Source organism: Xanthobacter sp. 126, assembly GCF_000526175.1.
Lineage (GTDB): Bacteria > Pseudomonadota > Alphaproteobacteria > Rhizobiales > Xanthobacteraceae > Xanthobacter > Xanthobacter aminoxidans.
Genome location: NZ_JAFO01000001.1, coordinates 396,140 through 419,974 on the forward strand (window position 1 = coordinate 396,140; position 23,835 = coordinate 419,974).

General features: G+C 65.7%; 19 protein-coding genes. 18 read left to right on the forward strand and 1 reads right to left on the reverse strand.

The genetic code is table 11. The features are described from left to right. Positions 1–185: 185 nt before the first annotated feature. The 13 genes from XAN126_RS0101875 (at position 186) to XAN126_RS0101935 (ending at position 17,292) form a co-directional block, all read left to right on the forward strand. A complete protein-coding gene (locus tag XAN126_RS0101875; protein WP_024276906.1) occupies positions 186–569 on the forward strand; it encodes a response regulator in 384 nt (127 codons plus the stop codon). Further along, positions 556–2,637, forward strand: coding sequence for an ATP-binding protein (locus XAN126_RS0101880; protein WP_024276907.1), 2,082 nt, complete (start codon positions 556–558; stop codon positions 2,635–2,637). The genes XAN126_RS0101875 and XAN126_RS0101880 overlap by 14 nt, the downstream gene beginning before the upstream one ends. Before the next feature lie 401 nt (positions 2,638–3,038). Further along, positions 3,039–3,407 carry a hypothetical protein gene (locus XAN126_RS0101885; RefSeq protein ID WP_024276908.1) on the forward strand — a complete coding sequence of 123 codons (369 nt, stop codon included), beginning with the start codon at positions 3,039–3,041 and terminating at the stop codon, positions 3,405–3,407. A gap of 132 nt (positions 3,408–3,539) precedes the next feature. Continuing rightward, positions 3,540–4,175: a maleylacetoacetate isomerase gene (maiA, locus tag XAN126_RS0101890; RefSeq protein ID WP_024276909.1), complete on the forward strand. Its 636-nt coding sequence runs from the start codon at positions 3,540–3,542 to the stop codon at positions 4,173–4,175. Positions 4,176–4,245: 70 nt separating this feature from the next. Beyond that, the gene (locus XAN126_RS0101895) at positions 4,246–4,854 is read left to right on the forward strand and encodes a TRAP transporter small permease subunit (protein WP_024276910.1); all 609 of its coding nucleotides are present in this window, start codon (positions 4,246–4,248) and stop codon (positions 4,852–4,854) included. Between the two features lie 58 nt (positions 4,855–4,912). Next, positions 4,913–6,802 (forward strand): TRAP transporter large permease subunit, encoded by a 1,890-nt coding sequence (locus tag XAN126_RS0101900; RefSeq protein ID WP_024276911.1) that lies wholly within the window; start codon positions 4,913–4,915, stop codon positions 6,800–6,802. A 49-nt stretch (positions 6,803–6,851) separates the two neighbouring features. Next, positions 6,852–7,940 (forward strand): TRAP transporter substrate-binding protein, encoded by a 1,089-nt coding sequence (locus tag XAN126_RS0101905; RefSeq protein ID WP_024276912.1) that lies wholly within the window; start codon positions 6,852–6,854, stop codon positions 7,938–7,940. Between the two features lie 77 nt (positions 7,941–8,017). Next, positions 8,018–10,420, forward strand: a complete 2,403-nt coding sequence (locus tag XAN126_RS0101910) for a xanthine dehydrogenase family protein molybdopterin-binding subunit (RefSeq protein WP_024276913.1) — start codon at positions 8,018–8,020, stop codon at positions 10,418–10,420. After that, a complete protein-coding gene (locus tag XAN126_RS0101915; RefSeq protein WP_024276914.1) occupies positions 10,417–11,238 on the forward strand; it encodes an FAD binding domain-containing protein in 822 nt (273 codons plus the stop codon). The genes XAN126_RS0101910 and XAN126_RS0101915 overlap by 4 nt, the downstream gene beginning before the upstream one ends. After that, the gene (locus tag XAN126_RS0101920) at positions 11,235–12,368 is read left to right on the forward strand and encodes a 2Fe-2S iron-sulfur cluster-binding protein (protein ID WP_024276915.1); all 1,134 of its coding nucleotides are present in this window, start codon (positions 11,235–11,237) and stop codon (positions 12,366–12,368) included. Before XAN126_RS0101915 ends, XAN126_RS0101920 begins: the two co-directional genes overlap by 4 nt. 86 nt (positions 12,369–12,454) lie before the next feature. Then, complete coding sequence (locus XAN126_RS27440; RefSeq protein WP_024276916.1) at positions 12,455–15,334, forward strand: FAD-dependent oxidoreductase; 2,880 nt, start codon at positions 12,455–12,457, stop codon at positions 15,332–15,334. Positions 15,335–15,346: 12 nt separating this feature from the next. Next, the gene (locus XAN126_RS0101930; RefSeq protein WP_024276917.1) at positions 15,347–15,868 is read left to right on the forward strand and encodes an aromatic-ring-hydroxylating dioxygenase subunit beta; all 522 of its coding nucleotides are present in this window, start codon (positions 15,347–15,349) and stop codon (positions 15,866–15,868) included. 14 nt (positions 15,869–15,882) lie between these two features. Continuing rightward, on the forward strand, positions 15,883–17,292 hold the full coding sequence (locus XAN126_RS0101935; RefSeq protein ID WP_024276918.1) for an amidase family protein: 1,410 nt from the start codon (positions 15,883–15,885) through the stop codon (positions 17,290–17,292). A gap of 40 nt (positions 17,293–17,332) precedes the next feature. Here XAN126_RS0101935 and XAN126_RS0101940 read toward each other — a convergent pair whose 3' ends face one another. Continuing rightward, positions 17,333–18,268 (reverse strand): ABC transporter substrate-binding protein, encoded by a 936-nt coding sequence (locus XAN126_RS0101940; protein ID WP_197023993.1) that lies wholly within the window; start codon positions 18,266–18,268, stop codon positions 17,333–17,335. A gap of 349 nt (positions 18,269–18,617) precedes the next feature. Between XAN126_RS0101940 and XAN126_RS0101945 the strand changes: the two genes are divergently transcribed. The 5 genes from XAN126_RS0101945 to XAN126_RS28075 all read left to right on the forward strand — a co-directional run bounded on the left by XAN126_RS0101945 (position 18,618) and on the right by XAN126_RS28075 (position 23,832). Beyond that, positions 18,618–19,307 carry a MarR family winged helix-turn-helix transcriptional regulator gene (locus tag XAN126_RS0101945; protein ID WP_197023994.1) on the forward strand — a complete coding sequence of 230 codons (690 nt, stop codon included), beginning with the start codon at positions 18,618–18,620 and terminating at the stop codon, positions 19,305–19,307. A gap of 217 nt (positions 19,308–19,524) precedes the next feature. Continuing rightward, complete coding sequence (locus XAN126_RS0101950; protein WP_024276921.1) at positions 19,525–20,517, forward strand: ABC transporter substrate-binding protein; 993 nt, start codon at positions 19,525–19,527, stop codon at positions 20,515–20,517. A gap of 175 nt (positions 20,518–20,692) precedes the next feature. Then, on the forward strand, positions 20,693–21,496 hold the full coding sequence (locus XAN126_RS0101955) for a shikimate dehydrogenase (protein WP_024276922.1): 804 nt from the start codon (positions 20,693–20,695) through the stop codon (positions 21,494–21,496). Continuing rightward, on the forward strand, positions 21,493–22,272 hold the full coding sequence (locus XAN126_RS26765) for a fumarylacetoacetate hydrolase family protein (RefSeq protein ID WP_024276923.1): 780 nt from the start codon (positions 21,493–21,495) through the stop codon (positions 22,270–22,272). The genes XAN126_RS0101955 and XAN126_RS26765 overlap by 4 nt, the downstream gene beginning before the upstream one ends. 237 nt (positions 22,273–22,509) lie before the next feature. Continuing rightward, positions 22,510–23,832 carry a hypothetical protein gene (locus XAN126_RS28075; RefSeq protein WP_155982189.1) on the forward strand — a complete coding sequence of 441 codons (1,323 nt, stop codon included), beginning with the start codon at positions 22,510–22,512 and terminating at the stop codon, positions 23,830–23,832. Positions 23,833–23,835 lie beyond the last annotated feature (3 nt).

Below are 23,835 nucleotides of genomic sequence, written 5' to 3' on the forward strand. Positions count from 1 at the left end.
GCCCAAGGCGTTCCGCTCTTGTCTTTTATATTTCACTCCGGTTGTCACAATGCAAGGCGGCAACTGGTCCGGATTTCGCTCCAAAACGGAATGAGTTGGCCTTGACGAAAAGTCAGGCCAAGCGTGGAGTGCGGCGCAGCACCGATGGCCGCCAATTGATACCGTCCGAATAGGTCCGACGGCAGATGAATCACGTTCTCATTGTCGATGACGAGCCGGAATATCTCGACGAGCTGGTCGAGGCGCTTGGCTTTCGCGGCCTGTCGACCTGCTCCGTGGGGCGCGGCGTGGATGCTCTCGATGTGCTCTCCCGCGATCCCGATATTCGCGTGGTGCTCACCGACATGCGGATGCCGGACATGGATGGTGTCGCCCTGGTGGAAACGATGCTCGGGCGATTCCCCACCCGCGATCTGCGCTTTCTGATGATGACGGGCCATGCCGCCGAGGCCGACATGGCGCGGGCCCGGGAGGTCGGCGTGCTGCGCTGCTTCCCGAAGCCGCTGGCCTTCGATGCCCTGTGCGAGGCGCTGGTCGAGCTTGGAGGCGTCGCCGATGCCCGCAACTGACGCCCCCTCGCGGCCGGACGGCCGCGGCTTCAACCGCGTCACGCTGATGTTGGTCGGGCTCGTCTTCCTCGTCGGCGTCATTCCGCTCGTCGCGGCGCTGGTGCTGTTCCAGCTGCACAGCCAGGCCGAGATGGAGAAGGCGGAGATCTCGGCGCACCGCATGGCGACGCTGCTGATGCGCAGCTTCGAGCAGGCGGTGGAGCCCATCGACGCCCTGCTGCAGAACTTCGCCAGCGGCCACGACACCACCGCCGCTCCCTACCAGATCTACGAGCAGCTGAAGGATTTCAACGTCCCGGCCTCGCTGGTCCAGCTCGCCGTCACGGACAAGAACGGGGTCATGGTCGCGACCAGCCTCGCGCCGCCCGGGCCGGAGAAGGTGGATCTCTCCGATCGCGAGCATATCCGCGTGCACATGGGCAAGGACCCGGCGAAGGGGCAGCTCTTCATCAGCAAGCCGGTGCTCGGCCGCGTCTCCAAGAAATGGACCATCCAGCTCACCCGGCCGCTGAGCGACGCCCAGGGCCAGTTCGCCGGCGTGGTGGTCGCCTCCTATGCCATCAGCGATTTCATCGACTTCTACAAGCAGCTGCGCACCGAGGAGGGCGAGCTGATTGCCCTGATGGGCACCGACGGCATCGCCCGCGCCCGTGCCACCAGCAAGACCAGCTTCGGCGACGACATCTCCAAATCCGCGGCCTTCATCGCCGCCATGCAGAATGGTGGCGGAACCTATCACCAGGCGAGCACCGTCGACGGCGTGGAGCGGGTTGGCTACACCGTGCGATCCGGCAAGTATCCGATCCTCGTCTCCGTCGCCTATTCAACCGATTTTGTCCGCGGCCAGACGGCGGATTTCAAGGCGGCGATCTGGAGCACGGCGGCCGGCCTGTCCATTGCCCTCCTGGTGATGGTCGCGGTGGGCGGCAGCTACCTGAACCTGCAGAAGCGGCTGGAGGCGCAGGAGGTGCAGGCGCTCGCGCGCCTGCGCGAAGCCAACGTGCTCGATGCCATCAGCCGGGTGCCCGGTGTCTCGGTGATGCATGTCACGCCGGACGGCGCCACCGAGATCGGCTCGCCGCCCGACGGCGCGCTCGGATGCCTCATGCGCAACTATCTGGGAAGCCGACGCTTCCGCAGCCTCGTCGACGACATCAAGGAACCCCGCCACATCACCGAGCACCTCTCGGATGGCGAGACCGACCTGGAGGCGGAGATCGTCGTCGCACCTCTACAGGGCATGGACAGGGGCGGCTCCGGTGGCCAGGAAGTGGTGGTCGTCGCCGTCGACCAGACCCAGCGGCGGATGGAGGAGAACAAGCTCTACCAGATGTCCAAGCTCGCCTCGCTGGGCGAGGTGGCGACGGGGCTCGCCCACGAGATCAACCAGCCGCTCGGCGTCATCCGCCTTGCCGCGTCCAACGCGCTCACCGGCATGAAGATGGGGCTGCCGCCCGAGCACCTCGTCTCCAAGCTCGACCGCATCGTGCAGCAGACGACGCGCATGAGCCGCATCATCGACCACATGCGCATCTTCGGCCGCAAGAGCGACGAGCACCTCCAGCCCTCCCGGCCGCTCGATGCGGTGGAGGGCGCATTGCAGGTGGTGGGGGCGCATCTGCGCCTCGACAATGTCGAGGTCCGGACCACGCAGGGGCCGGACATCCCGCAGGTGCTGTGCCGGCAGGACCAGCTGGAACAGGTCATCATCAACCTGATCCAGAATGCCCGCGACGCCATCGTCGAGAGCCGCGCCCGCATCGGCAAGGACTTCGCCGGCCTCATTCACCTCAGCGTCGGCTCCGAGCCCGGCAAGGCGGGCCGCGTGCTGCGCATCCGCGTGGAAGACAATGGCGGCGGCATCCCGGACGAGGTGCGGGAGCGCATATTCCAGCCCTTCTTCACCACCAAGCCGCCCGGCAAGGGCACGGGGCTCGGCCTTTCCGTGAGCTTCGGCATCATCCGCGACCATGGCGGCGCGCTCTCCGTCGAGAACGGGGAGGGCGGCGCGGTCTTCACCATCGAGCTTCCCGCGCTCGAGGAGAAGCCGGCGGCGCAGGCGGTCTGAGGCCCTGCGCGCGGCCGCCTCGGCCGTCGGGGGCATCCTGCGCCGCCGCACTGCCGCTCATTCCATCCGCCCCCGAGAAGGTGCTGCGCGCAGATCCGGCCGTCCCGGCGCGGCTTTGCCGTGCGCTGCGATGCACCATCGAAAGGGGCGGAATTAATCAGTATCACCTCATTTATGGATTTCCTCCGACCACCAAAGCGGCACCAATCTGCGCGATTTCCCGGCAATAAGCCCACATCAGCGCCATTCTGCAGGAATTCTGACGTGGCGCATTGACGGCCGAAATAATCAGTGTACTCCTATTAATGGAGTCCGCCGCAGGCGGGCGCCACAGGAGCAAGCGCCGTCAGGTCGTGTTGCGATCGGGTGCGTCGTCTCCAGGGAACGATAGGGAGACAGGAATGGCTCAGGAGCCGCTCGCCACCAAGGGCAACTACCTCCACATCTACGACTTCACCATCAATCCAGGCGTGGAGGAGGAGTTCATCCGCGAGTTCGAGGACTTCGACTATTCGGATGGAAATCCCATGCACAAGTCGTGGGCGCAGGTGAAGGACGGCGTTCTGCTTCGCGATGAAGAAAATCCACTGCGCTTCTATCTGATCGCCGAGTGGAAGGACATCGAGGAGCACGCCAAGATCCGCAAGATCCTGGCCGAGGAGATCAAGCCCTCCTTCATCCGCCATATCGTTGGCGGCAAGTTCGTGCCGCGCTACGCCAAGGTCGTGTCTTCGACGCCCGACGAGATTCTCGCCAAGGCCGCCGGCTGACGGCTTCCGCCGGCTGACAGCTTCTGCCGGCTGACGTCTTTCGGGCGGCGCCTCGCCGCCCGGTCTCCGGCGATGGCAAAGCTATCGCCGTTCCATGCGTGTGAAGAAAAACAAAACTTCCAGAGTGCGCAAATGGAACTCTACGGTTTCTTCCGGTCGTCCGCCTCCTACAGGGTGCGCATCGCGCTGGCCTTCAAGGGGCTCTCTGCGACGCCGCGTGCCATCAGCCTGCCGAAGATGGAGCACAAGGCCGACGCCTTCGTGCGCCTCAATCCGCAAGGCCTTGTCCCCGCCCTCGTGGATGGCGCGCTGGTGCTCACCCAGTCGCTCGCCATCATGGAATATCTGGAGGAGACGCGGCCCGAGCCGGCGCTTTTGCCGATGGACCCCATCGAGCGGGCCTATGTGCGCGCCTTCAGCCAGGCCATCTGCTGCGACATCCACCCGCTGAACAATGTGCGGGTGCTCAAGCATCTTGATCGCCTCGGCCATGACGAGGCCGCGCGCAATGCCTGGTATGCCCACTGGATCGCCGAAGGCTTCCAGAGCCTCGAGGCGACGCTTGCGACGCGGGGCCTCGGCGGCAGGTTCGTGCTGGGGGACGCGCCCGGCATGGCGGACATCTGCCTGGTGCCGCAGGTGTTCAACGCCCAGCGCTTCAATTGCGACGTGACGCCCTATCCACTGGTGATGGGCATTTACGAGAACTGCATGGCCCTCGATTGCTTCGAGTCCACGCATCCCAAATATCAGGCAGACGCCGCCTAGATTAGAATAGTTCTTTTTCGAGTTATAAAGTTACGCGCCACTCACGTCCCCCTGCCCCGGGAGTAGAGGCATGAAAGCTCTATTGTCGTTCTCGCGTTCCATCGACGCGCTCAATGTCTTCGTTGGCCGCGTGGCCTGCTGGGCCATCTTCGTCGCCATCCTCGTCTCGGCCGCCAATGCGGTGGTCCGCAAGATGTTCGGCGTGTCGTCCAACGCCTGGCTGGAACTGCAATGGTACCTGTTCGGCGCGGTTTTCATGCTCTGCGCGCCGTGGACGCTCCAGCTCAACGAGCACATCCGCATCGACATCGTGGCCTCCCGGCTGAGCCGCCGCGTGACCAACCTCATCGAGGTCGCCTGCATCGTCCTGTTCCTGATGGTGTTTTCGACCCTAATGGTGTGGCTCTCGGTGCCGTTCGTGTTCGACTCGCTGAAGTCCGGCGAGACCTCCACCAATGCGGGCGGGCTCATCCTGTGGCCGGCCAAGGCGCTCATCCTCGTGGGCTTCGCGCTGCTGCTGCTGCAAGGGGTGAGCGAACTCATCAAGCGCATCGCCATCATGCGCGGCGACCTTGCCGAGGCTGCCGGGGCAGACCTGCATGAGGTCGAGGCGGAGCGCATCCTCCATGAACTCGCCAAGGTGGACCCGCGGATCTCGGAAGGGGGCATGCGGCCATGAGGGCGCCTCTTTGCTCGTCGCCCCGCACTGACGTCCGCTTCGCTGAAGGTCTCGCCCGATGATCGAGTTCATCGCCCACAACCTCGCCCCCATCATGTTCGCGACCCTCGTCGTGTTCATGCTGCTGGGCTATCCTGTCGCCTTCGCACTGGCCGCCAATGGGTTGCTGTTCTTCTTCATCGCCGTGGAGCTTTCGCCCTACGCGCCGGACGCGATTACTTTGTCCTGGCCGCTTCTTCAGGCGCTGCCGGAGCGGGTGTTCGGCACCATGGCCAACGAGGTGCTGCTGGCCATCCCCTTCTTCACCTTCATGGGGCTGGTGCTGGAACGCTCCGGCATGGCGGAAGACCTGCTGGAGACCATCGGCCAATTGTTCGGCACGGTGCGCGGGGGCCTTGCCTATGCGGTGATCTTCGTCGGCGCGCTGCTCGCCGCGACAACCGGCGTGGTGGCCGCCTCGGTCATCTCCATGGGCCTCATCTCCCTGCCCATCATGCTGCGCTACGGCTACGACCGGCGCCTCGCCGCCGGCGTCATCGCCGCCTCCGGCACGCTGGCGCAGATCATCCCGCCCTCGCTGGTCCTGATCGTGATGGCCGACCAGCTCGGCCGCTCCGTGGGCGACATGTACGAAGGCGCCTTCCTGCCCGGCCTCATCCTCTCCGGCCTCTATGCGTTGTTCGTGTTCGTGGTGACGATCGTGTCGCCGAAGTCGGCGCCCGGCCTGCCGCGCGAGGCGCTCACCTGCTGCGAGCCCTCCGGCGGGCGCGGCGTGTGGCAGCTTGGCGTGCTGGTCGCCTATTCCGCCGCCGTCGCCACGGTGGTGATGCGCGACACCGGCATCAAGGCGGGGGCGGACTACGCGATCCTCGCCATCTGCACGGCGGTGGTGGTGGCCCTCGTTTCAGCCCTGCTCAATCGCTTCCTCGGCGCGCGGCGGCTGGTGCTCTCCGCCGTCCTCACGGCGGCCTTCGCCGGCGCCTATGTGCTGCTGCGCGAGAGCGGGCATCCGACGGTCGGCCTCATGGCGGACATCATCGCCGCCGGCGCGCTCTATGCCTTCATCGCCGGCGGCGTCGAGCGCTTCACCGGCATGCCTTTGGTCTCGCGCATGGCCGAGCGCGTCACCTTCGTCATGGTGCCGCCGCTGCTGCTCATCTTCCTGGTGCTCGGCACCATCTTCCTCGGCGTCGCGACGCCCACGGAGGGCGGCGCCATGGGCGCGGTGGGCGCCATGGTGCTCGCGGCGCTGAAGCGCCGGCTGGAGAAGAACCCGGCGCGCTTCTCCCTCTCCATCCTGACCCAGGCGACGCAGACGACGGCCAAACTCTCCGCCTTCGCCATCTTCATCGTGGTGGGCGCGCGGGTGTTCTCGCTCACCTTCTACGGCATCAACGGGCATGTGTGGGTGGAGCACCTGCTCACCGGCCTGCCGGGCGGGCAGATCGGCTTCCTGCTGTTCATCAACCTGCTGATCTTCCTGCTCGCCTTCTTTCTCGATTTCTTCGAGCTGGCCTTCATCGTGGTGCCGCTCCTGGCGCCGGCGGCGGACAAGCTCGGCATCGACCTCATCTGGCTGGGCGTGATGCTGGGGGTGAACATGCAGACCTCCTTCATGCACCCGCCCTTCGGCTTCGCGCTCTTCTACCTGCGCTCGGTGGCGCCGAAGACGGCCTATCTCGACCGGCTCACCGGCAAGCGCATGGAGCCTGTGACGTCCGCGCAGATCTATTGGGGCGCCATCCCCTTCGTGGTGATCCAGATGGTGATGGTGGCCCTCATCGCCGCCTTCCCCGGAATGGTGATGCACTACAAGTCCTCGGCGCCCGCCTCCGACCCCGCCGCCGCCCAGCGCCAGCTCGACAGCCTCGATGCCCCCGCGAGCGGCCTCGGCCTGCCCGCCATGCCCGGCCTCGACGATTTGCCGAAGCCCGGCGCCGGGCTCTGACCTCCGTTTGCCGACAGACGCCGACCAGTCAAAAATAAGGGGAATGACAATGAAAAGACGGACTTTCCTGACGAACATCGCCGCCGGCTCCGCTGCCACCCTGGTGGCAGCGCCGGCCCTCGCCCAGAGCCAGCCCACGGTGAAGTGGCGCATGGCGACCAGCTGGCCGAAGAGCCTGGACACCATCTACGGCTCGGCCGTCGCCATGTGCCAGCGCATCGGCGAGCTGACCGAGGGCAAGTTCGAGGTGATGCCGTTTGCCGGTGGCGAGATCGTCGGCGCGACGCAGGTGTTCGACGCCACCAAGAACAAGACGGTGGAGTGCTCCCACACCCTCACTTCCTTCTTCACGGGCAAGAATCCGGCCTATGCCTTCGACGGCGGCATCGCCTTCGGCACCAACGCCCGTCAGCAGAACGCGTGGTATTACTACGGCGGCGGCAAGGCGCTGATCCAGGAGCTGTTCGGCAAGGAGAACATGGTCTCCTTCCCCTGTGGCAATACCGGCGTGCAGATGGGCGGCTGGTATCGCAAGGAAATCAAGACCGTCGAGGATCTTCAGGGCCTGAAGATGCGCATCGCCGGCCTCGGCGGCCGCATCCTGAGCAAGCTGGGCGCGGTGCCGCAGCAGATCGCGCCCGGCGACATCTATCCCTCGCTGGAGCGCGGCACCATCGACGCGGCCGAGTGGATCGGCCCGTATGACGACGAGAAGCTCGGCTTCAACAAGGTGGCGAAGTATTATTACACGCCCGGCTGGTGGGAGGGCAGCGCCCAGATCACCACGCTGACCAACAAGGAAGCCTGGGACGCGCTGCCGCCCGGCTTCAAGGCCGCCTTCGAGACCGCCGCCACCGAGCAGAACCTGATGATGCTCGCGAACTACGACACCAAGAACCCGGAGGCGCTGCGTCGCCTGCTGGCCGCCGGCGTCGAGCTGCGCGCCTTCCCGCAGCCGGTGATGGAGGCCGTCTACAAGGCGACGCTGGAGACCTTCGCGGAACTCGCCGCGTCGAACCCCGATTTCAAGAAGATCTACGAGCCGTGGAAGACCTTCCTGAACGAATCCAACGCCTGGATGCGCGTGGCGGACTTCCGCCTCGACTCCTTCCGCTTCTCCGCGCCCAAGTGGCCGTGAGCGAAACAGTCGCGACCTGAGAACGATGCGGGGCGGCGGCCTCTGCCGCCCTGCCAGCCCAAGATTGAGGGGACGCCATGTCCGTCGACCAGGACACTCGGGATCATGAAACCCATCCCGCCGTCAGCGGCGAAGGCATCGGCGCCCGCGTCCGCCGCAAGGAGGATGCGCGCCACCTGATGGGCCGCGGCCGCTTCGCCGGCGACATCCGCATGCCCGGCATGAGCGACGTCGCCTTCCTGCGCAGCCCGGTGGCCCATGCGCGCATCCTCGCAGTCACCAAGCCGCAGGGGCATGAGGGGGAGGTGTTCACCTCGGTGGATTGCGCTGATGTCGCCGACATCATCACCCGCTCCACCATCCCCGGCTACAAGCTCTCCGCCCATCCGCCGCTGGCGCGCGACAAGGTGCGCTTCGTCGGCGACATCGTCGCCATGGCCTATGCGCCCACCCGCGCCGAGGCGGAAGACATCTGCGAAGCCACCCTTTTCGACTATGAGGAGTTGCCCGCCATCGTCGATTGCGACAGCGGCCGCGCCCCCGGCGCCGCTCTGCTGCACGAGGCGTGGGGCGACAATCTCTTCCTTGAAACCAGCTTCGATTCCGGCGGCATCGAGGAGGTGGCCCGCACCGCCGCGGTGAAGGTGGAGAAGCGCTTCCGCACCGGCCGCCAGTGCATGCACCCCATGGAAGGCAAGGGGCTGGTGGCGTGGTGGGATTTCCAGAACGACACGCTGGTGGTGAACACCTCCACCCAGGTGCCGCACATGATCCGCGCCGGCCTCGCCGAGACGCTGGGCCTGCCGGAAGCGCAGATCCGCATCGCCCCGCCTGATGTGGGCGGCGGCTTCGGCTACAAGTGCCTGCTCCAGCCAGAGGAAGTGCTGGTGGCGTGGCTGGCGATGACGCTGAAGCGCCCCTTCCGCTGGATCGAGGACCGGCGCGAGCATCTCACCGCCGGCGCCAATGCCCGCGAGCATGAATATGTCATCACCGCCTATGCGGACGCGCAGGGCAAGCTGCTCGCCCTCGATGCGGAAGTGGCGGTGAATGTGGGGGCCTATTCCGTGTGGCCCTTCACCGCGTGCCTCGAGGCGGCGCAGGCGGGCGGCAACCTGCCGGGGCCGTACATCTGGCCGCACTATCGCTGCAAGACCTATTCGGTGGCCACCAACAAGCCGCCCTTCGCCCCCTATCGCGGCGTGGCGCGACCGGGCGTGTGCTTCGCCATGGAACTGACCATCGATGCGGTCGCCGCCGCCGTTGGCCGTGAGGCGGTGGACGTGCGGGCGGAGAACCTCGTGCCCGCCTCGGCCATGCCGTACCTCAACATCACCAAGAAATTCTACGACAGCGGCGACTATCCGGCGTCGCTCGCCACCGCCCGCGAAATGATCGGCTTCGACGCCATCCGTGCCCGGCAGCAGGCGGGGGAAAAGGACGGCCGGCGCATCGGCGTCGGCTTCTCCACCTACACCGAGCAGTCCGCCCACGGCACCAAGGTGTTCGCCTCCTGGGGCACGCCTTTGGTGCCCGGCTATGAGCAGGCCACCATCCGCCTCAATCCCGACGGCAGCGCCGACGTGAAGGCCGGCATCCACACCATCGGCCAGGGGCTGGAGACGACGCTGGCGCAGGTGGCAAGCGAGATCCTCACGCTGCCCATCGCGCAAATCCGCGTGACGCTGGGCGACACCGCGACCACGCCCTTCTCCACCGGCGCCTATGCCTCGCGCGGCATGGTGATGGCCGGCGGGGCCGTTTCCAAGGCGGCGCAGAAGCTGGCGGAGAAGGTGAAGGCGCTGGCCGCCCACCTCATGCAATGCGCGGCCGAACAGGTGCGGTTCGAGGGCGGCGCCATCCACGGGCCGACCGGCTCCGTCACCTTCGCCGAGATCGCCCGCGCCTGGTATCGCACTCCGGAGGTTCTGCCCGATGGCGTGGACACCGGCGGCCTGGAAGTGACCGAGGGCTACAAGCCGGACGTGGACACGGGCCTCTTCTCCTATGCCACCCACGCGGCCCTCGTGGCGGTGGACGTGAAGACCGGCGCGACGGAAATCCTTGATTACGTCGTGGTGGAGGATTGCGGGCGCATGGTGAACCCCATGATCGTCGAGGGGCAGGCCTATGGCGGCGTCGCCCAGGGCGTCGGCACGGCGCTGTTCGAGGAAAGCACCTACGATTCCGAGGGCCAGCCGCTCGCCTCCACCCTCGTGGATTATCTGCTGCCCGGCCCCACCGAACTGCCCAAGGTGCGCATCGCCCACACCGAGACGCTTTCGCCCTTTTCCGCCCACGGCATCAAGGGGGTAGGGGAGGGCGGCGCCATCGCCCCGGCGGGGGCGATCGTGAACGCCATCAACGATGCGCTGAAGGATCTTGGCGCCACCCTGTGCGAGATCCCCGCGACGCCGGAGCGGGTGCTCGCGGCGCTGGCCGAGGCGCGTCGCGCGAATAACGGACGGAGCGCCGCATGAAGCCCGCAGCCTTCGACCTCACCCTCGCGACCTCCCTCGATCAGGCGCTCTCGGTGCTGGCGGGGGAGGGCGCAAAGCCCGTGTCCGGCGGCTGCTCGCTGGGGCCCATGCTGAACCTGCGCCTCGCCCGCCCCGCCGCTCTGGTGGACCTGCGCCGTGTGGGGGAGCTGCGCACGCTGGAAGGCAGCGCGACCCATCTCGACATCGGCGCCGGCTGGACCCACGCGGAGATCGAGGACGGCGTGGTGCCGGATGTGACCGGCGGCCTGATGCGCCGCGTCGCCCACGGCATCGCCTATCGCGCCGTGCGCAATCGCGGCACCATCGGCGGCAGCATCGCCCATGCGGACCCCGCGGCGGACTGGATCAGCACCATGACCGTGCTGGACGCGAGGCTGCTCATTCGCGGGCGCGCCGGTACCCGGACCTGCGCCATGGCCGACTTCATGCTGGCGGCCTACACCACCACGCTGGAGGCGGACGAGATCATCACCGCCATCCGTGTGCCGGTGCTCTCCGCCGGAGCGAAGACGGGCTACCACAAGGTGTGCCGCAAGACCGGCGAATTCGCCCAGGCCATCGGCGCCGTGGTGCTGGATGCCGGGCGTGGTCTTGCCCGCGTGGTGGCGGGCGCCGTGGAAGCGCCGCCGCTGGTGCTGGTCGGGGCCGGGGAGCGGCTTAAAGCCGGTGATATCGCGGGGGCACGCACCGCCGCCAACGACGAAATCGAAGCCGCGCTGGCGGGCCATCCGGAGGCGTTCCGCGCGCTCCATCAGGTGGCCGTGGACCGCGCCTTCAGCGATGCGGGGCTCGCATGAACGCCATCACCCTCACCGTCAACGGCCAGCGCCTGTCCCGTCAGGTGGAGCCGCGCACCCATCTCGCCGATTTCCTGCGCGAGGAGCTGAACCTCACCGGCACGCATCTCGGCTGCGAGCAGGGCGTGTGCGGCGCCTGCACCGTGCTCATCGACGGCAAGCCCCAGCGCTCCTGCATCGCCTCCGCCGCTGCCTGCGACGGGGCAGACATCCGCACCATCGAGGGCTTCGATGGCGATGCGCTGATGGGCGAGCTGCGCGAGGCCTTCTCCGTCCATCATGCCCTCCAGTGCGGCTTCTGCACGCCGGGCATGCTCATCTCCTCTCGGGACATCGTGAGCCGCCTGGGGGAAACGTCCGAGCGCACCGTGCGCGAGGAGCTGAGCGGCAATCTCTGCCGCTGCACCGGCTATGTGGGCATCGTGAATGCCGTGTGTGCCGTCTCGGCCGGCAAGGCTCCGTGCGCACAGGCGGCGGCGGCCGGCATCGCGGCGGCTGCCGCGCCCGCGCCGGTGGCTGCTGCGGCTTCCGCTGTGAAGGCCGCGTCGGCGTCGGCCCCGGCGGCGGTGGGCGCGGGCGGCAGCGAGATCCGCCAGAACCTCACGGTGGATGCCGCGCCGGAGGTCGTCTGGCCGGCGCTGAAGGACATCCACCTCATCGCCCGCTGCCTGCCCGGTGCCGAGGTCACGGCCTTCGACGGGGAGCGGCTGGAGGGCCGCATGGTCGTCACCTTCGGCCCCATCAAGGCGGCCTTCGGCGGCGACGCCACCGTGACCTTCGACGACGCCGCCCGCACGGGCCTCGTCAACGGCTCCGGCCGGGATGGCGGCTCCGGCTCAAGAGCCCATGGCGAGATCACCTTCGCCCTGAAGCCGGTCGGCACCGGCAGCGCCATCGACCTCTCCCTGCGCTACCGCATCTCCGGCCCCCTCGCCCAGTTTTCACGGGGGGCACTCGTGCAAAATCTCGTCTCACACCTGACGGGGGTGTTTGCGGCCAATCTCGCCGCCGCCCTGAAGGGGGAGGCGCCGACCGCTGCGACGGGACTCTCGGCAACCGGCATTTTCAAAGTGGTACTGGCAACGTGGTGTGAACGGGTGAAAACCTGGGTGGAACGCCGCCTGAACTGATGTGGAATGTGCGAATGCCGGGTGTCTTGTCGCCCGAAAATACAAAGTATACTGATTAAAATCGCCGGAAACGGTGGGAGGACGCGATGGGCTTCAGGAAGGTGGCGGAACTCGACGCGCTGCGCGACGGCGGCGTCACCGGCGTCGAGGTGGATGGTGTCCCTATCGCCTTGTTCCGTATGGGAAACGAGGTTCACGCCACCCACGGCATCTGCACCCACGCGCTGGCCTTCCTGAAGGACGGCTATGTGGAGGACGGCACCATCGAATGCCCCCTCCACCAGGGCGTCTTCGACATTCGCACCGGCCGTGCCCTATGCGCCCCTCTCACCCAGGACCTCGCCACCTATGCCGCCAAGGTGGAGGGCGGCGCGGTGTTGGTGGACCTCGATAGCGCCAGCGAGAGCCCTTCTGCCGCCGGACCGCTGGACGAGGCTCAAGCAACTGAAAACACTGGCGGAAGCTCCCTGCCTCTGGTCATCGCCGGGGCCGGACAGGCCGCCGCCGCCGCCATCCGCTCAGCACGGGCGGCCGGCTTTTCGGCTCCCATCCACCTCGTCGGCGCCGAGCCGCATCTGCCCTATGAGCGGCCTCCGCTCTCCAAGGAAGCGCTCGGCGACGCCTTCGATCGCGCGTCCGCCTGCCGTCTTCCCCCCGCCGACGTGGCGGCGCTGGGCGTGACCTTCCATCCGGGCGTACGCGTCACAACCGTCGATGCAGCTGCGCACATCGCAACCCTCTCGGATAACACGCAAATTCCCTATGGCGCCCTGCTCATCGCCACCGGCGGGACGGCCCGGCGCCTCGGTATTCCCGGCGATGATCTGCCGGGTGTTCACCACCTGCGAACCCTTGAGGATGCGCAGGCCATCGCGGCGTGCCTGGCGTCCGCGCGCACGGTCGCGGTCGTGGGCGGCGGCTTCATCGGATTGGAACTCGCCTCTGCCGCCCGGGCGCGCGGCCTCAAGGTCGTGCTGCTGGAGCGCGAGGGAGAGCTGATGTCGCGCCTCCTGCCGCCGGCCCTCGGCGCGGCCTTCCGGCGGCTTGCCGAAGCCCATGGCGTCGAGGTCCGACGCGATGTTGCGGTGGAAGCCATCACTGCGCGGGACGGGGCTCTGGCCCTTGCGACCACGAGGGGCGAGCTCGTCGCCGACACCGTGTTCGTGGGTGTCGGCCTTGTGCCGGAGACCGACCTCGCAACCCTTGCCGGCTGCGAGGTTGCGGGGGGCATCGTGGTGGATTCGGCGGGCCGCACCACCGTCGAGGGCATATGGGCCGCCGGCGATTGTGCGCTCCATCATGCGCCCCTCAACGGCCGGCGCGGCCGGCTCGAAAGCTGGCAGAATGCCGAGGAGCAGGGCGCCGCCGCCGGCCGCAGCATCGCCGGTGACGATACCGCGCGCGCCGATAAGGCGCCGTGGTTCTGGACCGACCAGTTCGGCCTCAACATCCAGATGCTGGGTGTGCCGGGCACCAGCGATGAAGTGGCGTTGACCGGCACCGACGGCACTGCAGGCGCGGTCCATCGCACCCTCGCGGACGACGGGCGCGTGACCTCCGTCATTGCCTTCTCCGACGCCGCTGCCATCCGCGCCGCCCGCGCGGAATTGGCATCCGACACCCCCTTCGACCTTGCCGCCCACGGCGCGCGTCTTCTTGCGCCCCAAGAAACCAATCCCACGCCAATCGATCCCGAGGAGGACGACATGAGCGCGAGCCCCGACGTCCAGTTCGCCAAGAAATATGTGTGGCCGCAGGAAGGCCTCTCCATCATCCCCGACTGGGTCTACACCGACGAGACCGTGTACCAGCGCGAGGTGGAGCGCATCTTCCACGGCCGCACCTGGAATTTCGTCGCGCTGGAATGCGAGATCGAGAATCCCGGCGACTTCATCCGGTCCAATGTCGGCCCTACCCCCGTCGTGGTCGCCCGCGCGGAAGATGGGACGATCCACGTCTTCGAGAACCGCTGCGCCCATCGCGCGGCCGAGTTCTGCCGCGATTTGTCGGGCAATGCCAAGGAGTTCGTCTGCCCCTATCACCAGTGGTCCTACGACCTGAAGGGCAACCTCGTGGGCGTGCCCTTCCGCCGTGGGGTGGACGGCAAGGGCGGCATGCCGAAGGACTTCAAGCCGGCCGACCATGGTCTCAAGCAGCTCAACGTCACCACCCATCGCGGCGTCGTCTTCGCCTCCTATGCCGACGGCATGGAGAGCTTTCCCGAGTATCTCGGACCTGAGGTGCTGCGGGAGTTCGAGGCCACCTTCGACGGCCGCAAGCCCAAGCTGCTCGGCCATTATCGCCATAGCCTGCCGGGCAACTGGAAGCTCTATCACGAGAACCTCAAGGACCCCTATCATGCAACCCTGCTGCACACCTTCCTAGTCACGTTCGGCCTGCTGGTCGCGGGCAACAAGTCGCTGATGTTGGCGGACCCCTCGGGCCGGCACGGGGTGATGGCCTCCGCAAAGTCGGACACCACCCACATCGACGCCGACAAGAAGAAGGAGATGCGCGCCTACAAGGAGGGCATGACCCTTGAGGAGCCGCGCTTCATGGACTTCATCGACGAGTTCGACAGCCCGTGGTCTGTCACCATGGCGACCATCTGGCCGAACCTCATCGTACAGCGGGAGATGAACACGCTGGGCATCCGCCACATCGTGCCGACGGGGCCGAACGAATTCATCATGAAATGGACCATGTTCGGCTTTGAGGGCGACGACGAGGAGATGACCCGCCATCGCCTGCGCCAGGGCAACCTCATGGGGCCGGCCGGCTTCCTGGGGCTGGAGGACAACGAGGCCATCAAGTTCGTGCAGGACGGCATGCTCGGCGTGCCCGGCGGCGAACATCTGGTGAAGCTCGACCCCGCCACCGAGGCCGGCACCGCCGACACGCTGATCTCGGAAGCCGCCATCCGTGCCATGTACCGCCACTGGCGCGACGCCATGGGCATCGCCTGAGGAGGTGCGAACATGCTGAACCCTTCAAGCGCCAACGCGCCTTCCCGTGACGATCTCATCGACGCGCTGCTGCTGAAGGCGGAGGTGGAGGCCTTCAACGAGGCCTATGCCTCCGCCCTCGACGAGCAGCGCCTCGCGGACTGGGCCGAGATGTTCACCGTCAACGGCTTCTACAACATCATCTCGCGCGAGAACTACGACCGGAAGCTGCCAGTCGGCCTCATCTATTGCGAGAACCGCGGCATGATCCGCGACCGCGCCTTCGCGCTGGAGAAGACCGCCATGTTCGCGCCGCGCTATCTGCGGCACATGGTGGGCGATCTAAAGGTCGCCGAGGCGGCGGATGGCAGCATCGATGCAACCGCGAACTATGTGGTGTTCCAGGTGCTGTTCGACCGGCCGGACGCCACCATCCATCAGGTGGGTCGCTACATCGATCGCTTCGTGCGGGAGGAGGGGGGACTCAAGCTCGCCTCGCGTATCTGTATCTATGACAGCCTGCTCATCGACAACGCCTTGTGCATCCCGGTGTGAGCATGGAACGTCACATGGGAGAGAGCGCGGTCGCGCGCCTTGCTGTGGCCCATTCTTCCGGTACGCAGCGGGTGATGGAAACGGTTGAAGGTGCGCTGGCACGTGCGGAGGCGGCGCAGGTCGGCTTCAACTGCTTCGCCACCCTCGATGGCGCGGGGGCCCGCGCCGCGGCGGCGGACATGGACGCCCGCATCGCCGCCGGAAAGACGCCGGGGCCGTTCACCGGTGTGCCGGTCACGGTCAAGGACATCCTGGACTGTGCCGGCCTGCCGACACGCTGGGGATCGCTTCTGTTCGCCGAGGTCCAGCCCGCGGCCTCGGATATCGCTGCCGTGGCGCGGCTCAGGGCGGCGGGCGCCATCATCATCGGCAAGACGACGACGACAGAATTCGCCCATTCGCCGCTCGGGTCGTCGCCCCTTACGGGCCTGACGCTCAATCCCTTCGCGCCGGACCTCACCTGCGGCGGGTCCTCCTCCGGTGCCGGAGCGAGCGTCGCGCTGGGGGTGACGCCGGTGTCGCTCGCCACCGACGCCGGCTGCTCGAGCCGCCTGCCTGCCGCCGCGACGGGGACATATGGCTTCAAGCCCACCCTCGGCCTCGTGCCGCACGAGCGGGTGCCGGATGCCTTCGGCAGCTTCATCCATCTCGGGCTGATCGCCCGCAGCGTGGCCGATATCGCGGCGACGCTGCCCGTGATCGCCGGCCCATTACCAGCCGACCCCTGGAGCCTGAGGGCGCCGCCGCTTGCCCCGGCAGCGGCCGGCCTGGAGGGTGCCCGCGTGCTCTTGTGGATGCGCGCCGGCAATGCCCGCGTCTCACGCGAGGTCGAGGCGGCGACCCGGGCGGCTGCGCGCGCACTGGAGCGGCTCGGCGCAGTGGTGGTCGAGGAGGACTACGCCCTCGCCGCGCCCGATCCCATCTGGAGCACCCTGCAGCAGACCAATTGGGCGCTGCGTTTCGCCTCGACCTCCGCAGAGGATTTCGCGCGGCTGTCGCCGGCGCTGCGGGCCGGGATCGAGGCTGCGCGGGGCTTCAGCGCGCTCGACCTGATGCAGGCGCAGGTGGCACGCGCCCAGTTGTTCCGGGGGGTGCAGGCGAAGTTCGCGCAGTACGACTTCATCCTCACCCCCTGCCTCTCCGCACCGCTGGTCGCCGCGGACTTCGACCTCTCCGAGCCGCTGGTGATCGACGGCGAGGCGGTCGGTCCGCTGCGGGCGGAATGGACTTCGGCCCTGTCCCTGTTCGACCTTTCCGGCCACCCCGCGCTCGCCGTTCCAGTGGGGCTTGCGGAAAATGGCGGTCCGCTCGCCGTGCAACTGGTGGGACGGTGGAACGCCGACATGGCGCTGCTTTCGGCCGCTGCGGGCCTTGCGGCCGAGATGCTCCCGCCAGTTTGTCCCGCAGCGGGGCTTTCCATCTGAGATCTCCCGCAGCCGGGCGACCGGCTGCGGGAGATGTGTCCTATTTCCCGGATGCGATACGGCTGGACAGGGAAGTATCGATCAGGTCATTGGTGAAATAGCTCGGGGCAGCCTGACCTGCAGGCACCAGCCCGCCTTCCGCCAGCACGTCCAACGCCTTCGTCCAATCGGCCTCGGCCATGATGCCCATGGGCTTGTCCTGGGTGGCCGGGGTGGAGACGAAGTCCTTAAGCACGTCGATCTGCTGCCGCAGGATGGCCGGATTGAGCTTGGCGTTCGGTCGCGCCTCCATGATCGCCGCGACGGCCTCGTCCTCGTGCCCGTTCATGATGTAGGTCCACATGCCGGCAACGATGCTGGAGAAGCGGCGCAGCGCGTCGGCCTTGGCCGCGATGGTCTTCTCCGTTGCGAACAGGCCGAAGCTGGGGAAGGTCAGACCGTAGGTCGTGAAGTTGATGGTGTTAGACGGGCGCTGGGCGTTCACCACCGGCAGGATGAACGGCACGGTGGAGAAGACCCCGTCCGAGCGTCCGGCCATGTAGGTGCCGCCCTTTGCGGATGCATCCACCGCAATCAGCTCGACGTCCGAGCGCTTCAGGCCGCCCGCCGCCAGGAAGCGATCGATGAAGGGCGCTTCCAGCGAGCCCGCGGTGAAGGCGAGCTTCTTGCCCTTCAGGTCGGCCGGACCGTTGATGCCGCTGTCCTTCGGAACGAGGAGGCCGATGTCGTTCTGGCGCACGAAACCGGCAATGGCCTTCACCGGCAATCCTTTGGCGCGCGCAATGGCCATGGGCGCGAGCGAGGCATGGCCCACGTCGTACTCGCCATTGCCGACGATCTGCACGGTGGACACGGAGCCGTTGCCATCCACCAGCTCCACGTCGAGCCCATTGGCGGCGAACAGGCCCTTCTTCGCGGCAAGGTGGAAGGGGGCATGGTTGCCCCACGGCGTCCAGTCCAGCCGGACACGGATCACATCCGCTGCATGCGCCGGTAATACAATCAGCATACAGCCTATAATTGATGCAAGGAGGGTCGGGGCAGACAGTCCAAACATTGGGTTGATCCTTTTTTGATGCTGTTTTTCTGTGTTCCTGCCTCACGGGAAAAGCCCGTATCGAGCGTGGTGCAGTGTGGTACACTGCACGAAACGTGCCCTTGGTAGGAAGCCTCTTCCGGAGCGGGAGTCGACAAAAGGTGCTGGCGCTTGCCGGCGCGCCGGTGGTTGTGCTCCCATCTCTTCCAGCCAGGGCGTCATGCAGCGCAATTCAGTCTCGCGCCGCCGATCGAGGAAGATGGAAGGTGAGGCCTTGAAGGGGAAGGACATGACGGCTTCCGGCGCCCTGGACGCAAAATCCGCCCCCGGTCGAGATGCGGCGCGTCGGCGGAGTGTGGAGCGGAAGATCCAGGAGACCAAGCCGTCCCCGGAACAGCGGCTGGCAGAGGCGCCGAAGCAGGCCGCCTCCTCGGTCGGGATGGATGCAAAGGTGCAGGAGATGCCGCCCCTGCGCGATGCTTCCTCCCCGACCATGCCGCTCTGGGAACGTCCGGGCTATCTCGTCCGCCGGCTGCATCAGATCCACTCCGCGATCTTCTTGGAGGAGTGCAAGGCCTTCAACATCACGCCTGTGCAGTACGGCCTGATGACCACGTTGCTTCAGCATTCCGGCAGCGACCAGCGCACCATCGGCGTCGAGGTGGGTATCGACCGCACCAATGTCGCGGATGTGCTGGAGCGGCTTTCCGAGCGCGGCCTCGTCCGTCGTGAGCGTTCAGAGACGGACCGGCGCGCCATGAATGCCTTCCTCACTGAGCAGGGACGGGCGTTGGTGGGCGAGATGTACGGCGCCATGGTTCGCGCCCAGCAGCGCCTGCTGGAGCCGCTCGATCCGGAATATCGCTCCGCCTTCCTCGCCATGCTGACCCAGCTGGTGGAGGGCAACAATCATTACAGCCGTGCCGAGCTGAAGGTCGATTTCAAGGTCCGCCGCCGTCGGGGTCAGGAAGAGGAGTGAGCGAGGGCGGGGCTGCTGGCGGCTGCCGCTCGCTCCCGGTTTCGAGCGCCTCCATTTGACACGTCGCGGAGCGGACGTAACTATATGGTTAGATAACTCGCGGCGGGTTGCCCCGCTGATGAGATCTGCCTCGCCCTGATGCGCGCCAACGCGTTGGGGCGGAAGCGAATCGACAAGGCCCGCACATCATACGGGCTGGGTGGAGCGGGAGGATAAGATGGCGCTCAAGGCGAGATTTGGCGCGTGGCTGGGTGGGGCGGCGGTGCTTCTGTGCACGACCCTTTCGGCCGCGGCGGCGGATAAGGTGACGCTGCTGCTGAACTGGTACAATTACGGCGAGCATGCGCCCTTCTACCTCGGCATCGAGAAGGGATACTTCCCCGCCGAGGGCATTGAGCTTTCCGTCGAGGAGGGCCGCGGCTCCGGCGCGACCGTTCAGGCGGTGGCGGCGGGCTCCGCGACGTTCGGCTATGCGGATTTCGGCACCATGGTGAAGGCGGCCGTCAAAGGCGCGCCCATCAAGGCCGTGGGCATCATGCTGCAGAAGAGCCCCATGGCCGTCCAAGGCTTCGCGGACAAGAACATCCGCACCCCAAAGGACATGATCGGCAAGACTGTCGTCTATACACCCGGAGACAGTTTTTCCCAGCTGTGGCCGGCACTTCTGAAGGTCAACGGCATTCAGGACAGCCAGGTGAAGGTCATCACCGGTGATGCCGCCACCAAGCGCAACGCGGTGATTTCCGGCCAGGCGGACTTCCTCCTCGGCAATGTCAACGACCAGAAGCCGCTGATCGAGGAGGCCACCGGAAAGCCTGTCTACGCCATGCTTTTCGCCGATTTCGGCGTCAACACCGTGAACGGCTCGGTCATCGTGCGGCCCGATCTTCTGGAGAAGAATCCCGACCTCGCCAAGCGTTTCCTGCGCGCGTTGCAGAAGTCTGTCGCCGAAGCCAAGGCGAATCCGCAGGCGGCTGTGGACGCCATGCTGAAGGTGAACCCAAAAGCAGGTAAACGCGAGACCCTTCTCGCCAGCTGGACTGTCACTCTCCCGCTTCTCCACACGGCCCTCACCGAGAAGAAGCCGCCTTTGTGGACGGACCCCAAGGACATCACCGGAACCTTGGACATCCTCACGAAATACTCGGGCGTGGACCTCGATCCCGCCAAGGGCGCGAAGTTCTACACCAACGACTTCCTCCCGAACTGACAGCGATATCGGTGCTGTCAGGCCCCCTTTCACCAGGGGTATCGGTGCCGTTCGGGAGAGAGTCAGTCGACACATGCCGAGGCCCCCGCTGCGTGCGGGGGCCGAGCCGTCGCCAACCCGGCCCGACCCGCGCCCGCAAAATCACCTAACTGGATAGTTACCAAGAGGAGCCCCCATGGTCGCCGGCACCGCCCGCCTCTATGCCATCATCGGCGATCCCGTCGGCCATGTGCGCACGCCGCTCGTGTTCAATGCGTATTTCGCCGAGCACGGCATCGATGCCGTCTGCGTGCCTATTCACATCCGCCCCGACGAACTCGAAACCGCGATGGCGGGCCTCAAGGCCATCGCCAATCTGGATGGCTTCATCGTCACGGCGCCGCACAAGGCGCGGGTGGCGGGCATTGTAGACCGGCTGGTGGGGGACGGGGATAAAGTGGGCGCGGTGAACACCGTGCGGCGGGAGGCGGATGGCAGCTTCACCGGCACCATGCTGGATGGCCACGGCTTCGTCGCCGGCCTCGCCAAGGCGGGCTGGGGGCCGGAGGGCAGATCCGTCTACATCGCCGGCGCCGGCGGGGCGGCGAGCGCCATTGCCTTCGCGCTGGCGGGGGCGGGCATGGCGCGGCTCACGCTCTTCGATCGCACGCCGGCCATCGGGCAGGCGCTGCTCGCGCGGGTGAAGGCGGCCTACCCGCACATCGAGACGGCCTTCGGCACGCGCGACCCCTCCGGCCATGATCTGGCGGTGAATGCGACGCCGCTGGGCCTTGAGCCGGAGGATCCCTTCTCCTTCGACGTGGAGAAGGCGGACCCTGAAACCCTCGTCGCCGAGGTGCTGATGAAGCCGGAGACGACGGCCCTCCTCCACGCCGCCGCCGCGCGCGGCTGCGCCATCCACCAGGGCAAGCACATGCTGGATGGCCAGCGCGATCTGATGATGGCCTATTTCGGCCTCGCGCCACAGGCGGCCTCATGAGCCCGGAAGACGCCGCCCGCCTCGCCGGCCTGCTCCACGCCGCGCGGCAGGAGGGCCGCCTCGTCGATCTGCCGGCCGACGCCCGCCTGCCCACGACGACGGAGGAGGCCTATCAGGTGCAGGCGGAGATCGTCCGCCTCTACGGGCAAACCATCCTTGGATGGAAGGTGACGGCGCTGAAAGAGGAGGACCGCGCGGCCTATGGCGGCACGCGGCCGGTGGCCGGCCCGCTGCTCTCCGGCTGGGTTTTTCCGTCGCCCGCTGAGGTTCCGCTCTCCCGCTTCATCGCGCCGCTGCTGGAATGCGAATTCGCCTTCCTGCTGGGGCGGGACCTTCCCCTGCGCGAGGCGCCCTACACGCTGGAGGAGATCGCCGACGCGGTGGCCGCGCTCCTCCCCGCCTTCGAGATCGCCGATGGCCGGGTGCCGCCGGATGCGCCCGGCGCCCTGCGCCTCGCCGACAGCATGGGCAACGGCGCCTTCATCCCCGGCACGCCGCTGACCGACTGGCGCGCCCTCGACCGGGCCGGCCCCGTCACGCTCGTCATCGACGGCAGGACCATCGAGACCGGCAGCGGCGCCCGCATCCTCGGCGACCCCCTCAAGGCCGTCCAGCACCTCGCCAACGCCCAGCCTTTGTGCGCGCCCCTGCTGGCCGGTCAGATCGTGACGACCGGCACGGCGACGACGCCGGTGCGGCTGGAAGGGGTGGGCCGGGTGGAGGCGGATTTTGGGGCGGTGGGGGTGGTGGCGCAACGAACCAAGCCGACAGTTTGATAAACGAGTGAAAACTTCAACGAGATTGGTCGAAGCTGAGCCCGCCGCTGTCCGAGATTGGATAAGCGACAAAATGTCTCGCGCTATCTAGATGTCGCTCCTCAAATGATATGTTGGTCTGGTCGGCTCACCGTCGCACATGTTAATGATACTAGCCGGAGCATCGATTCATTCGATCCAACCTTGCGGCGCGGCAGTCTGCGTGATCAATATGTAGTGAAATAGGTGGAGGGAGTATTGTCATTCAGAATTAAGGAGTCGGCGGAAGTTGTGCGCTGTAGTCGCTTCCCAAATACAAAAAGAGTAGCGCATTTTTTACCTCGGGCGCAGTTAGTATCGCTTGATGCCTACTCCAGAGCGGATCTAGCCCAAGCGGCGCGTTCTAAAAACCATAACAAGTCGCTGGAGATTGCCGCCACGATCGATCATGAACTCACTCATTGGGCGGATGTTGTCGGGACGCTCTGGGGAAGAGGGTTTATGGTGCGCGTCTATGATGCATATCGGCTTCTGGGCCGGAGGAATCGTGATGGGTCGGAGGTCGATTTTGCAAAATTGATAGCCATTTATGATGAGGAGCGGAGGCTGTTACTGCCAAGGTATTATAGGGTGGTAAATGATGAGCAGCCAAAACATGGTGTTCAGAAGCCATGGTTGATTGGACTATCTGTCGGATTAGAGATTGATACATTTGGTTATTTAGATATGGAAAGGCCGATAATATTTGTCAGATTTAATGACAGAGAAACAAGCTCAAACTTAATTCGCCAACCTTTAACCGTAGGCGCTTTGCTTGAAACAATTGCCGTAGCGTCAGAATATGATTCAATATTTACATATATAAATGAAAATGTACCGCCTGATGAAAGGTTTGTTGAGATAAATATGCAAAATAGATATCTTACTGAGCGTTTTTACGATCCTGAATTAAGTTTATATTCCGCAGCTGTTCATGTATTCTCGCACTACAGCAGGGTGATTGAGCCGCCTATCGCGTATCGATGTGCAGCTATTCTATCTCATTTGTGTCTTAATCTTGCGGATGAACATTTTGATGGCATCTTGTTGCCTAGTTCGATGGCCGCATGGAGTGAACGTTTCCCTGCATTCAAGCGCAGAAGGGACAGGGGCTTTGCCTTTACCGTGGTTTGCAGCAATCTTGAACAATGGCGCGATGGTCAGAACGATGGGAATTGGATCGATGCAGCGCTGCGGGCCTCGGGACTGCCAGATGCCAAAGCGATTATGGGCCAAGCCATCGAGATAATGTCCAATCAAGAATGTCAGGCTAAGGGTTTTCCCTTCGATGCAACAGAAGCATATATGCTTGAGCTTGGAGGCGCGACAGCAAAGATTCGGGCAGAGAGTCCGATATTCGGCTTGAAGCGCTCTATGGCTACGTTGAGGATAGTGCCGCCAATGGTAGACGCCGATGGCGAAGTAGTCGTTTGGCCCAAGAATGAATTCGATTTTTCGCGATATAATGCGGAGGACATGACCAATCTAGACTGGGCCCTTGAAGGCTATATTCGTAACTTGGTCGATGGATGCCGTATTTAAGCA